This is a genomic window from Acinetobacter sp. AKBS16 (assembly GCF_002899995.1).
Lineage (GTDB): Bacteria > Pseudomonadota > Gammaproteobacteria > Pseudomonadales > Moraxellaceae > Acinetobacter > Acinetobacter baumannii.
In genome coordinates, this window is sequence record NZ_POYH01000047.1 from 1 (window position 1) to 13,508 (window position 13,508).

At 40.0% G+C, this 13,508-nt stretch carries 9 protein-coding genes; 6 read left to right on the plus strand and 3 right to left on the minus strand.

The window, feature by feature from the left end; genetic code table 11:
- The 3 genes from C1642_RS07695 to C1642_RS07705 form a co-directional block, all read left to right on the plus strand.
- On the plus strand, positions 1-1,303 hold a 1,303-nt coding region (locus C1642_RS07695; protein WP_103236143.1), incomplete at its 5' end, for a peptide MFS transporter.
- Complete coding sequence (locus C1642_RS07700; RefSeq protein ID WP_103236144.1) at positions 1,300-3,102, plus strand: aminopeptidase P family protein; 1,803 nt, start codon at positions 1,300-1,302, stop codon at positions 3,100-3,102. The genes C1642_RS07695 and C1642_RS07700, both read left to right, overlap by 4 nt.
- A gap of 297 nt (positions 3,103-3,399) precedes the next feature.
- A complete protein-coding gene (locus C1642_RS07705) occupies positions 3,400-3,975 on the plus strand; it encodes an anthranilate synthase component II (RefSeq protein ID WP_103236145.1) in 576 nt (191 codons plus the stop codon).
- Between the two features lie 95 nt (positions 3,976-4,070).
- Here the strand turns inward: C1642_RS07705 and C1642_RS07710 are convergent, their stop codons facing one another.
- The gene (locus tag C1642_RS07710; protein ID WP_103236146.1) at positions 4,071-6,836 is read right to left on the minus strand and encodes a M1 family metallopeptidase; all 2,766 of its coding nucleotides are present in this window, start codon (positions 6,834-6,836) and stop codon (positions 4,071-4,073) included.
- A gap of 13 nt (positions 6,837-6,849) precedes the next feature.
- On the minus strand, positions 6,850-9,582 hold the full coding sequence (locus C1642_RS07715) for a TonB-dependent receptor plug domain-containing protein (RefSeq protein WP_103236147.1): 2,733 nt from the start codon (positions 9,580-9,582) through the stop codon (positions 6,850-6,852).
- A 356-nt stretch (positions 9,583-9,938) separates the two neighbouring features.
- On the opposite strand from C1642_RS07715, the gene trpD reads away from it, so the two are divergent.
- Genes trpD through C1642_RS07730 form a run of 3 tightly spaced genes read left to right on the plus strand, consistent with a single transcriptional unit; the run spans position 9,939 to position 12,509 of the window.
- The gene (trpD, locus tag C1642_RS07720; RefSeq protein WP_079265069.1) at positions 9,939-10,988 is read left to right on the plus strand and encodes an anthranilate phosphoribosyltransferase; all 1,050 of its coding nucleotides are present in this window, start codon (positions 9,939-9,941) and stop codon (positions 10,986-10,988) included.
- Positions 10,989-10,997: 9 nt separating this feature from the next.
- Positions 10,998-11,804: an indole-3-glycerol phosphate synthase TrpC gene (gene trpC / locus C1642_RS07725; protein WP_000608306.1), complete on the plus strand. Its 807-nt coding sequence runs from the start codon at positions 10,998-11,000 to the stop codon at positions 11,802-11,804.
- A 9-nt stretch (positions 11,805-11,813) separates the two neighbouring features.
- Positions 11,814-12,509 (plus strand): Smr/MutS family protein, encoded by a 696-nt coding sequence (locus C1642_RS07730; RefSeq protein WP_000066135.1) that lies wholly within the window; start codon positions 11,814-11,816, stop codon positions 12,507-12,509.
- 10 nt (positions 12,510-12,519) lie between these two features.
- On the opposite strand, the gene xdhC is transcribed toward C1642_RS07730, so the two are convergent.
- The gene (gene xdhC, locus C1642_RS07735) at positions 12,520-13,503 is read right to left on the minus strand and encodes a xanthine dehydrogenase accessory protein XdhC (RefSeq protein WP_001164239.1); all 984 of its coding nucleotides are present in this window, start codon (positions 13,501-13,503) and stop codon (positions 12,520-12,522) included.
- Between the last annotated feature and the right edge of the window lie 5 nt (positions 13,504-13,508).

Consider the following 13,508-nt stretch of genomic DNA (forward strand, 5'->3'; position numbering starts at 1 on the left):
GGGTGCTGATAACTGGTTAGGCCAAGCACGTGCTGTCTGGTACGGTTCAATTATTATTGCCTTAGGTCACTTATCAATTGCCCTTACATCTGTATTTGATCAATCTTTCTTTTACTTAGGTTTAGTACTGATTGTTTTAGGTACTGGATTATTTAAAACATGTATTTCCGTGATCGTGGGAACACTATATAAAGCCAATGATGCAAGACGTGATGCAGGTTTTTCCATTTTCTATATGGGAATTAACATGGGCTCATTTATTGCCCCACTTATTACAGGGCTTTTGGCGAAAGACCATGGCTGGCATTTAGGCTTTGGTATTGGTGGCATTGGGATGTTAATTGCTTTATTAATTTTCCGTTTTATGGCAATGCCTCAGCTCCAAACTTTTAATGAGCTACGCCAAGAAGCCAATAGCTGTAGCAAACCTGTCGTAGAAAATAAAAATGCACCTAAAATTGTATTTAGCTTTTTATTCGCAGTTGCAGTCGTTATTGCGCTAACCTTCCTTGGTATCATTCACATCAATCCCGTGGCTGTCGCGACCTATTTAACCGTAGGTATTAGCATTGGGATTATTGCTTATTTTGCATATTTACTTCTTTTCCTGAATTTAGAGCAACATGAAAAATTTAAAATAATTATTTGCTTCGTTTTATTAGCAGCCTCTGCCCTATTCTGGTCAGCTTTCGAACAAAAACCCACAACTTTTACTTTATTTGCGCAAGATTATACGGACCGTATTGTTTTCGGATTTGAGATTCCCACTGTATGGTTTGAATCAATCAATGCTCTTTTTATTATTATCTTTGCTCCAGTTGCAGCTTGGCTATGGGCGAAACTAGGTAAAGCGAATAAAGATCCAAGCTATATCAGCAAATTTATTATTGCGTTGTTATTCGCAGCAGGTGGCTTTTTACTTATGTCTCTAGCCAGTCATTTTGCTATTCATGGCGGAGTAGTTTCACCATTTTGGTTAGTCGGTACTTTATTTCTTCTTACCATAGGTGAACTTTGCTTAAGCCCAATTGGCTTATCAACCATGACCAAACTTGCACCTGATGTCATACGTAGTCAAATTATGGGTTTATGGTTTACAGGTACAGCTCTTGGCAACCTCATGGCAGGTTTAATTGGCGGGCAAGTCTCGGCAGATGGTATTAATCATTTACCTAGCCTATTTATGCGCTGTGTATTAGCCTTGGTTATTGGCGCAATCGTGTTATTTTTATTAAAGAAACCAATGAATAAATTAATGGACAAAAGTACCAACAAAGTTCAACCTGATTTGGAAACGATATGAACGACTTAACTGTTCCAGAAAAACTAGCGAAACTTCTTGAACTCATGACCAATCAAAGTATTGATGCTTTGGTTGTCATGAGTGCAGACCCCCATATGTCTGAATATTTACCAGACTATTGGAAAGCAAGGCAGTGGTTAAGCAGTTTTAGTGGCTCTGTTGGCACTTTAGTTGTGACCCAAAACTTTGCAGGACTCTGGGCCGATGGGCGCTATTGGGTACAAGCCGAACAACAACTCGCTGGAACTGGCTTTCAGTTACAAAAACTGACCAGTGATGAATCTTCTACCCATCTCGCATGGATTGAGAAAAATCTACCGGCGGGTTCGGTTATTTCAGTAAATGGGCAAACACTTTCAATCCAACAATTTAAAGCGTTGGAAAATACAGCAAAGCAACGTGGCTTTAATCTTGAAACACAGCAAGATTTAATTGGTTTGATCTGGTTAAACCGCCCTGAACTTCCTTTAGAGCAGATTCATTTAATGCCTGAAGGATTAAATGCCCTATCTCGTAAAGAAAAAATTCAGGCAATACGCGAAACGTTAAAAACTAAAGCGATTGAAGGACATTTCATTTCATCTTTAGATGATATTGCTTGGGTCTTAAATGCACGTGGACAAGATGTAGAATACAACCCTGTATTCCTTTCGCATTTATATATCAGTGCTCAACAGGCTATTTTATTCATTGATAGCAACAAAGTTGATTTAACTACCCAACAGGCTTTCAAAGCTGATGGCATTGAGATACGTGACTATCAAGATTCAGCTCTGTTTTTAGCAAATATTTCTAATGCATCTGTGCTGTTAGATCCAGCCAAAGTATCGATTTTTCATGAGCAAGCCATCGCAAAAGATATTCAGGTTGTCTACGACATCAACCCAAGTACACTTTTTAAATCGCGTAAACATGAAAGCGAAATTGCTCATATCCGTCATACCATGGTGAAAGATGGTGTTGCCCTTTGCCATTTCTTCAACTGGTTAGAAAAAGCACTTCATCAAGGTCAACGCATTTCAGAACTCACCATTGATGAAAAGATTACGGCTTTCCGTGCTCAACAAGAGGGTTTTATAGGCCCAAGCTTTTCAACGATTGCCGGCTTTAATGCCAATGGTGCTCTACCTCACTACCGTGCAACTGAAGAACATTACTCATTCATTGAAGGCGATGGCCTATTACTCATTGACTCTGGCGGCCAGTATGTTGATGGAACAACGGATATTACCCGTGTTGTTCCTGTAGGAACACCAACAGAGCAACAAAAACGTGACTATACTCTGGTTTTAAAATGTCATATTGCTTTGGCAAAAACGATTTATCCAGAAGGTTTAGCTGCCCCACTACTCGATTCAATTTGTCGCCATACTTTATGGCAACATGGTTTAGATTATCGCCACGGCACAGGTCACGGCGTAGGCTTTGCGCTTAACGTACATGAAGGGCCGCAAGTGCTTTCTTATTACGCACCTATTCATGCCTATAGTAAGTTGCGTGAAGGTATGATTCTTTCCAACGAGCCGGGCTTATACCATGAGGGACAATACGGTATTCGTATTGAGAATCTGGTTGCAAACAGACTTCACTCAGGGTTTGAGAAAACCTACGGCGATTTCTTAGAGTTTGAAACGCTGACCCTTTGCCCCATTCATTTAGATTGTATTGTCGTTGACATGCTAACGGATGAAGAGAAAGACTGGTTAAATGGTTATCATCAAACTGTTCAAGAAAGACTGGCTGAACATTTATCTGGCGATGTTTTAGATTGGTTGATTTATAACACACGTAAGATTTGATCTTCTTGTATGACCAAGGCAGAATAGTTTTTTTATTTATAATAGAAGCTTATTCTGCCTTATTTGTACTTATCTATAATTTCAAAAAACCTCACTTTTTAAAGCCGTTTTTTCTGCAAATTTCTAACGAATGAAATAGTTAAACTGGTTACTTCTTTTTTTGCTATATTAGCCCATTAGAAAGCGGCTTCTTATTTTTCAAACCTAAAAAGTCTTTTCTAAACAGTGAGTATGAATGTGAGTAATATTCTAACTACTCATTAAATATATTTTAATTATCATGAGGTTAAGTTCATCATGCTTCTAATGATCGACAATTACGACTCTTTTACCTACAACATCGTCCAGTATTTTGGCGAGTTGAATCAGGAAGTAAAAGTAGTTCGCAATGATCAAGTCACATTAGAGGATATTGAACGATGGCAACCAAAATATCTTGTGATTGGTCCTGGCCCTTGCTCTCCAAGTGAAGCAGGTATTTCAATTCCTGCAATTAATCATTTTGCCGGAAAAATTCCTTTGCTTGGGGTGTGTTTAGGCCATCAAAGTATTGGGCAAGCTTTTGGCGGGAAAACCAAAACGGTGATGCACGGACGTTTATCTGACATGTACCATAGCAATAAAGGTATTTTCAGTAATCTTCCTAGCCCATTCTCGGCAACTCGTTATCATTCATTAGTGATTGATCAGGAAACCCTACCTGACTGTCTTGAAGTAACGTGCTGGACCAATGAAGCAGATGGCTCAATGGAAGAAATCATGGGCGTTAAACATAAGACACTTCCTGTTGAAGGCGTGCAATTCCATCCGGAATCTATTTTGAGCCAACATGGCCATCAAATCTTTAAAAACTTTTTAGACATCTACGCATAAGTCAGCCGTCAATAGATTGTTTTTAAAGTAATTTGATAAGAACCCTTAATAAAAAAGCCAACTACGATCAGTTGGCTTTTTTATGGCTGAATCAATTACAACTTTAACTGTTGCACAATTGACCCATCTTGTTTTGCTACCAGCGATTCGCAGAGTTGAATACGCTCTTTAGTCTGTTTCAATCCTCTTTCTACCCCGACCAACTCTTTAGTTCGTGGTGCAAAAAAGTCATTTAACTGTGCCGCTTGTTGTTGGGTACAAGCTGCCCCACTGAACATTGCAGGGAAACGCCCAGCCGAAGATTTACCTAAACGATCAAACACGGCGTCATGATTTACCTTAAACCAGGACCATAAGCCACCTTGTTCATCTCCATAATTATTGATGGAGTTAACCACGGTACGAACTTCACCTACTTTAACCCGCGGATTTAAAATCAACTGACGTGCTTGTTGGCGTGTTGCTTCTTGATTTGCTGAACCTAGGGCTGTAAGAATCGCAAGACGTTGTGTTGGTTGAGTCACGCGTTGTAACTCTCCAGACAATCGGTCAAAAGCTGGTTGACCTTTTTCTTGTACACGTACAGCTAAAATGGTTGGCAATAATTCAGGTGTTACTTGCGCAAAATTAAGCTGCTTTTGGGCAAATAGAACATCTGACTGTTTTAACAGTTGGGTACGAACTTCAGGAACTTGAATATCTAGAGCAAGAAATCTAACCAACTCACTACGCCATAAACTGTCTTCAGCTGATTCACCTGTTTTGCTGACATAACCCAACTGATTTAATTTAGGTAAATATAAATTTGCCAAAACTTTTCTAAAATGTTCACGTTCAGCTTCTGTTTTCAATACATGACGATGAATGGTACTTAACTGGGAAAACAGCGCTGTACTAATTTGTCGACTATTTGAATTGGCAAATTTCTTCGCAGCATCTACGACAGCCAACAAATTAATATCACCGTGGTTAAATGCAGCTGAAATTGCATAGGCATAAGCCAACTGTTCAGTGTTAGAAAGCTTTTCTGTAGCAGCAGTCAGACGAGTAAATTCTTTCTGTGGCAAACTAAATTGGTAGTATCCCGCCGCATCTGCATTTGGTATATACCAACTGCCAAGGCTGGCACCTTTGAGTTCAATTTTGGCTTCTGCTTGGTCTACCAATTCACATTGCACTTTACTACCTGCATTTGGAACTTCATAACGTACACATAATGGTACACCCCAGAGGCTTCTTGCATCACCTTTTGAGCCCACAGGTAAATAACGGCTTTGCTTCACATTTAAAAAGACTTTATTGCCTTCTTGCTGTAGTGAAGTATTGAGTAAAGGTACACCCGGTTGATCAAGGAAACTTTTCATCGCTCTAGTAAAGCGCTCACCTTGTCCAGACTGCTCTGCTAAAGCACTAATTAAATCATTGGCTGTCGCATTACCATATTGGTGCTTATTAATATAATTGCGCACCCCTTGTTTGAATTTTTCTTCACCTAAATAGTTTTCAAACATATTTAAAACAGCTGCACCTTTTTGGTAAGTAATACCATCAAAAGCAGTTTGAATATCAGCATTACTTAAAATAGGCTGGCGAATACGGCGCACACTCACTAAGCTGTCACTTTTCATCGCATCTGCGGTGTCTGAAATACGCTCTAGGTCAGCATTAAATTCCGGATGCAATTTTTGAGTAATTTTACTTTGCATCCATGTGGCAAAGGATTCATTGAGCCACAGATCATCCCACCACGGCATCGTGACGACATCACCAAACCATTGATGTGCCAACTCATGTGCATTGACATTAAATGAATTCTGTACAAAAAAAACTGGCGAGTCATTATCTAGCAACATCAAGTAGTCTCTAAAAGTAATTAACCCCGGGTTCTCCATTGCTCCGGCAGCAAAGTCTGGTGCTGCAAGTAAATCGAGCTTGTCAAATGGATAACCAAAGGCAAAATAATCTTCTAAAGTTTTTAAAATGGCTGGCGTTTCAGATAAGGCTTGCTGCATTTTTTCAGCTTTAGCATCGGGCGCAATACCACGTAACTGGATCGGCTGCTTACGCCATGAAGTTGCTCCAATATCAGGCCCTTTTTGTAATTGCCACGGTCCGACAGCCAATGCGAGTAAATATGTTGGTAGTGGTTTGGTTTGTGCAAAACTGAGTGTTTTCCAACCCGACTTCTCTGCTTGCTCCGACGTTTGTTGGGTATTGGCAAAACCTGAATATTTGCTTGGAATCGTCAAACGAATATTAAACGGCGTTTTAAAACGTGGTTCATCAAATGATGGGAATGACTGGCGTGCACTAATTGCTTCCATTTGCGTCATCACATAAGGTTTTCCCTCAAACTCGATTTTATAAATACCGTCAAGTTGCTGGTCATACACTGCATTAAAATCTAGAACGAGTTGATACTGTCCTGCCGGCAAGGTTTTGGCAAATTTAATTTTACTCACCCCATCTATTTCAGAGGCTTGCTCATATTTTGCCTTGGTTTTAATACCCTCTGCCGATGTAATATTCACATCTTTAACCGTTAAAGATTTACCATGAATCCAGATGTGATCTGTGGCTTGAGCCAGCTTTAAATGAATCGTAGTTTTACCGGTATAGCCTTTTTGTGCGGGATCAATCTTAAAATCTAAATCATAAGATTCGGGTACGACCCACTCGGGTAATTTACCAATCGGGATTTGTTCACTGTTATTCGATGCAAAAATCTGTGTTGCCGATAAAGATAATAATGTTGTAAGTAGCAATCTTTTTTTAAATGAAGGCTTGACCAGCATAAGGGGTTTTATCCTCTGTAGTTTTAAATAAAAAGATGCAGCAAATGCTGTACCACTTCGCTGCATCCATACATCATTCTTAGAATTTATAGTTAAACTCCAACCAACCTTGACGGCCAAATGGTGAATATGATCCTATCGGATAATACGGCCAACCGCCTGTGTCATCTCGTTTCACTTTGTCAAACAAGTTATTGATAATGATTGAAGCAGAAGCTTTTGGAGAGATTTGATAAGTACCGCTCCAGTTCACCAAATACGTTGGGCTTAAATAGGCAGTCTGGTCGCCGTTTGGAATTTTGCCATAACGATTAACTAATACTGTTGATGCCCAATCACCAAAGCTCCAGCTGAGACTAGTATTAAAACGGTCACGCCAATCCGGAATACTTAAATCTTTTAAGTAGTCATCTTTCTCGCCATCTTTTGATTGTTGATATTCATGTTGTAGTACACGACTATAATTTACCGTCCAGAGAAAGTTACCAAAGCTGTCTGTTTTCCAGCGCCATCTGCTAGTGAAATCAATCCCGCGGGTATGGTCTGATGCTGCATTAATCGGAACGATATTAATATTTTTAATCACATTCGGGTCGACAACTGCATTTGCAGGGTTACGCTCTACACGTGCTAATGCATCAATACAGGCTGCAGAGTTAATATCTTGGTTGCCTAAACGACAATCTGCTTCCAAACGTAGAATTTTGTCCGCACTTAAGTTGGTCACAAGATTATCAATTTTGATATCCCAGTAGTCGACGCTGATATCAAATTTATTGGTTGGCGACCAAACAAACCCTGCACCATAAGATTTACCCTCTTCAGGTTTCAGCTCTTTGTTTCCGGTTAAAGTGTAGTTCGCCCCAGGTGCGTAATCTTTAAAGGTACATTTATCTAAAGGTTGTCCCGTTTGGCTACAACGTAAATAGTCAGTCGTACTTGCGAAATAACCTTTTTGCTTATTTAAGAAGAGATAGTTCATATCTGGTGCACGAAAACTAGTTGCGTAGTTACCGCGCACCAATAAAGTCGGATGTGGCCTAAACTCAAGGCCTGAACCAAAAGTTAGCTTATCAATACTGTTATCTGACAAAGCATAACGGTCATAACGTCCGGACAAGGTTAAATTTAAGGGCTTTGCTAAAGGTAAGAATAATTCTGCACCAAGTGCTTGGCGTGTACGAGTACCACTATATTCTCCACTAGAACTCGTATTATAAAACTCACCATTTTCCACTGCCTGATCTGGCTTAATCGAAAAGCCTTGACGCCCAATTTCAGCCACTGCTGCAAGTTTGGCAGTTCCCGCAGGTAACTTAAACACATCACCATTCGCACTTAAGGTTAAACTTTGTGCCCACGATTTATCTTTTTCTTTTGTTGTGCCCGAAATACTTTCAAATTCACTTGCTGTTAATGGTCGACTTAAACGATCTAAGTGAGGTGAATAAATAGGAATACCATCTGCATCTGTACCAAGTTGCTGACCTAAGAAATATTCATCAACATTCGAACGTAATAAGCCTTGGCGGTTTAGCTGACTAGTATAAATGGAACCATTATAGGCTGCTTCATAACTCCAGCTCGTCTCTCCAATATCGCCTCGAATTCCAAAATTTAAGTTAGAAGAAAGTTCTTTCCATTTTTTATTTATTCGTTCTACCCCACCTAATTCTTCAGGTGCAAAACGGCGATTCCAAATTTCATAATTTCCCGAATCTTGATTTAGGAAATAACCACTCGTTGCAGCTAAAGAAGTCCATATCGGACTACGGGTATTATTTTCAATTTGGTTTGCCCCAATCAAAAAATCTGCAAATAATTGAGTTTTATCATTTAACTCATAATCTAAACCGAGATAACCATTTTGGCTGCGGTTTTGGGTCTGAACCGTCCAATAAGTTGGCCGTGCCAAACCACTGGCACAATTGTCCGCCCCTGCTTGTCCAATATTATTGACTGATCCGTTAAATAAACCATTAAAGGCCTGACACCCACCAATAGAAAGGTATTTACCAGTATCGGCATTTTTACGGCCCACAATCGTGTCTGGTTTTTCTCCCAAACGAGTTCGGCTCTTCATAAAATCCCGATCGGCTGCCCATATCGGTTCACGGCCGCTGAGTTCAATCCCATAAACGAGACTAAGCTTGTCTAAAGTTTTACTGCCACTCAGTTGTAAACGTAAGTTTTCACCACCTTCTTTAGTTCCACCTGCCTTAATATTAAATTGTGTGCCATCTGTTTTCTTTTTTAGAATAATATTTACCACGCCTGCAATTGCATCTGAACCATAAATTGCAGAAGCGCCACCGTTTAATATTTCAATACGGTCAATAATAGCAGTTGGAATATTGGCTAAATTTACAAAATTGACAGAACCGTCGTACGGTACAGGATAGTCTGCAACCCGATGTCCATTAATTAAAGTTAAAGTATGATTAGGTCCTAAGCCTCGTAAGCTAATGGCATTAGCCGCAGGTGTAAAAGTATTTCCATAATCGGCACCTTGCACAAAACCAGTGTTTTGCGTCAGGTTATTGAGTGCATCAAATGCGTTACTAAAACCTTGTTTTTCAATATCGGCTGCGGTAATGACGGTCACACTAGTCGGGCCATCTTTTTGTGCTTTTGAAATTCGAGATCCTGTTACTGCAACACGGACTACTTTATCTGGTTTAGCTTGGTTTTGTGTTTGCTCTACGGTTTCTTGCGCATAGCTTTTTAATGGATGAAACAGTGCAACAAATACAAAAATAAATGAGCGCTTATTTTTTAAAGCCCCTACATATTTCAAGTTATTTAAATACATATTTATTAATAGACAAAATAAAGATCGCCCTACTATATCCACTTTTATTTGGTTGATTTATACACATTTTTTCTAGATATATTGATGTTTAAGATATACCAAATGGTTAATTATTTATCATAAAAACTCACAACAAACTAAAACCTTTTTCAATAAATAAATTCTGTTTATGACTCAAACCCATACCCTAACTGAGCAAAATTTTTAAAACTCTTATCGAACAACAAAAATCTTTGGTTATTTTCTGCTAACATAGCTCCCCTAGCTAGTGAATCATGGAACGCAATAGGCCGAACCTCCCACACTCGATCAACTTCACCTAAAAATTTTAATCATTAATGCTGTAAATCATGACTATGAATATCCAACAGGCGCTCAACCACATTACCAAGAACATTCATTTGACTCAGCCTCAAATGGAAGAAATTATGCGCAGCATCATGCAAGGTGAGGCAACCGAAGCACAAATTGGTGCTTTAATGATGGGCCTACGCATGAAAGGTGAAAGCATTGACGAAATGACAGCGGCCGCACGTGTCATGCGTGAATTTGCGATCAAGATCGATGTGAGTGATATCAAACATTTAGTGGATATCGTTGGAACTGGCGGTGATGGACAAAATTTATTTAACGTCTCTACAGCATCTAGCTTTGTGATTGCTGCAGCAGGTGCGACTATTGCAAAACATGGTAATCGTGGCGTTTCAAGTAAATCAGGTTCATCAGACCTACTTGAACAAGCAGGTATTCACCTTGATTTAGATATGCAACAAACCGAACGCTGTATCCGTGAAATGGGTGTAGGTTTCTTGTTTGCACCAAACCACCACAAAGCCATGAAATACGCTGCTGGCCCACGTCGTGAACTTGGTATTCGTAGTATTTTTAATTTACTCGGCCCACTGACCAACCCGGCTGGTGTAAAACGCTTTGTGATTGGTGTGTTTTCAGATGAACTTTGTCGCCCGATTGCCGAAGTGATGAAACAACTTGGTGCCGAACATGTCATGGTTGTCCATTCAAAAGATGGTCTTGATGAAATCAGTCTTGCAGCTCCGACAACTATTGCTGAGCTTAAAAACGGTGAAATTACGGAATGGACCCTTAATCCTGAAGATGTCGGGATTGAGTCACAAACATTAAATGGTTTGGTTGTCGCAGATGCAACGGCGAGTCTAAAGCTCATTAAAGATGCTTTAAGCAAAAATAAATCCGATATTGGTGAAAAAGCAGCAAACATGATTGCGCTTAATGCAGGCGCAGGCATTTATGTAGCAGGCATTACCAAGACTTATGCTCAGGCTGTTGCATTCGCTCAAGATATTATTTACGGCGGGCAAGCATTAGAGAAAATGAGTGTTTTAGCTGAATTTACTAAAACATTAAAACAATCTCAGGCAGATTAAGGACTTCTCATGATTAATATTCAAAATACCATTTTAGGTAAAATTGTTGACCGTAAACATGAGGAACTTGCTGCGCGTTTAAAACAACGTAATTTGCAAGATGTAGAAGAGCTTGCAAAAGCAGCGACTCCGGTGCGTGGCTTTGCAAATGCTTTACAACATAAACGTCCGGGGGTGATTGCTGAAATTAAAAAAGCATCTCCATCAAAAGGAATCATTCGCGCAGACTTTAATCCTGCCGAAATTGCTCAGCAATATGAACAAGCTGGAGCAGCATGTTTATCGGTATTGACCGATGTTGATTTCTTTCAGGGTGCAGATGAAAATATTGCGATTGCCCGTCATCATTGTGCCCTACCTGCTTTACGTAAAGACTTTTTGGTCGACCCGTACAATGTAGTTGAAGCACGTGCTTTGCATGCTGACTGTATTTTATTAATTGTTGCTTGTTTGTCTGACCAGCAACTCGAAGAAATGTCTAAAACTGCGTTTGAGCATCAACTTGATGTATTGGTTGAAGTCCATGACGAAGAAGAAATGGAACGCGCTTTAAAGCTTTCTGAGCAATGTTTATTAGGCGTGAATAACCGTAATTTAAAAACGTTTGATGTAGATTTAAATACATCCATTCGATTGAAAAAATTACTTCCGACCTCACGTTTACTAATTACTGAAAGCGGTATTGCTACACCAGATGATGTACATATGATGCAAGAGCATGATATTCACAGCTTCTTGGTGGGCGAAAGTTTTATGAAACAACCTCGTCCAGATCAAGCTTTTACTGCCCTTTTTGGACAACCTCAAACGGTTTAATGAAGATATATGAGTAATAAAGATTCATCGCTTTCTAAAGAGCAACAGAAGTTATTGAAGCAATTTAAAAAGCAAATCTCCAATCCTCATTCAAGCAAAATCGCAAGTCAGCCTGAGACTAAAAAATCTCAGGCTGAGTCTGAAGAATTGGAAGATACCCATCTGTTTCAACAGGCTGTTGCAGGTGTAAAACGCATCAACAATAGCAATGTTGCCGATGTAAAAACACCTCGTGCCAGAAAAGTCGACGCACAAACGCTAGCGAAACGTGCAGCTGCCGAAGGTGGTCGTGACACCGAACATGCCGAGTTATCAGATACGCAAGCTGCTTTAAATCCGGTCGCAAGCCAAGCAACGTTAAGCTATCGCATCGCGACTCTGCAACATAAGGTTTTTGAAGACTTAAAAGCAGGCAAGATGCGTTGGTTTGAAGCTGTAGATTTACACGGCTGTACCATTGAACAAGCACGTGACGCAGTTTTACAAATTATCCAGATGGCAAAAGATGAAAATCAAAATGTCATCAAAATTGTGCATGGTAAAGGCCCAGAAGCGGTCTTAAAAACCTATGTCAACGGATGGTTACGTCAGCACCGCGATGTTTTAGCTTTTGTCAGTGCTCCAGAAAATCAAGGTGGCACAGGTGCTGTTCTCGTACTGCTTAAACGTGCAGAAAAAAATCCTAAGTTCGAACAAAAAAAATGATCCTTTGGGATCATTTTTTTACATCAAATACCTGTAATAATTGAGCAACTACTGCAATGGCAATCATTGCAGGTTGTTTAGATGAAATCCCTTCTATACCGATCGGGCAAACCAAACGTTGTAATGTTTCCTGAGTATAACCACGTATTTGCATACGCTTTTCAAAAATAGCCCTTTTACTTTTTGAGCCAATCATCCCAACATAAGCAAATGGTTTTGCCGCAGGTTTCAAGGCTGAAAAACACAGTTGCAAATCTAATTGATGGTCATGAGTTAATATTAAAATTGCTCCTGAACGGTCAAAATGCTCGATCTCGGCTTCTAATGTATCAGTCGTTAAGCATTGCACCTGTTCCAATAAATCGGATGGGAAAATATCATCACGTGGATCAATCCATTTCACCCGAATTCCAATAGGCAATAAACAGCGAACAATTGCTTCTCCCACATGCCCGGCGCCACAAATCAGCACTTGCATGGCATAAGGCTGAATCTGCTGGCTAAATTGCCATTGCTCACTACTGTCAGAATCAAACTCGAAACTTGGTTGTTGCTTCATATCCATAGTCTGCCAAGTGGATGCATATTGATGTGAGACGGTACGCGATATACGCTTTCCAACTCGCCATGCTTGCAAACTCACGGATAAATCCGATGTGACCGTAGCCGGTGATATTTTTTCAAACAATAACCACATTACTCCGCCACAACACTGCCCTAACCGAGCACTGAGGTTAAAGCGTTCAATACGCCTCACACAAGTTTCCGTTTCTTTTAAAATTGCTTTAGCAATATCAATCGCCTGAAACTCTAAATGCCCACCGCCGATCGTATCTGACTGCTGCCATTGCTGTTGCAAATTAAACCGCAACAACATGGTTGCACCAACCTCTCGCGGTGTAGAACCATCAGCGCGGACTACTGTGACCAATACCATAGGCAGAGCATCAACTTGCCACGCAACAAAATCAGTCCACCATTGTAAATGTTGCATAATCT

Excerpts from the sequence above, each read along its gene's own strand:
- C1642_RS07700 (WP_103236144.1), top strand. The coding sequence starts at position 1,300 with ATGAACGACTTAACTGTTCCAGAAAAACTAGCGAAACTTCTTGAACTC.
- C1642_RS07705 (WP_103236145.1), top strand. The coding sequence starts at position 3,400 with ATGCTTCTAATGATCGACAATTACGACTCTTTTACCTACAACATCGTC.
- C1642_RS07710 (WP_103236146.1), bottom strand. The coding sequence starts at position 6,836 with ATGCAGCGAAGTGGTACAGCATTTGCTGCATCTTTTTATTTAAAACTA.
- C1642_RS07715 (WP_103236147.1), bottom strand. The coding sequence starts at position 9,582 with ATGTATTTAAATAACTTGAAATATGTAGGGGCTTTAAAAAATAAGCGC.
- trpD (WP_079265069.1), top strand. The coding sequence starts at position 9,939 with ATGAATATCCAACAGGCGCTCAACCACATTACCAAGAACATTCATTTG.
- trpC (WP_000608306.1), top strand. The coding sequence starts at position 10,998 with ATGATTAATATTCAAAATACCATTTTAGGTAAAATTGTTGACCGTAAA.
- C1642_RS07730 (WP_000066135.1), top strand. The coding sequence starts at position 11,814 with ATGAGTAATAAAGATTCATCGCTTTCTAAAGAGCAACAGAAGTTATTG.
- xdhC (WP_001164239.1), bottom strand. The coding sequence starts at position 13,503 with ATGCAACATTTACAATGGTGGACTGATTTTGTTGCGTGGCAAGTTGAT.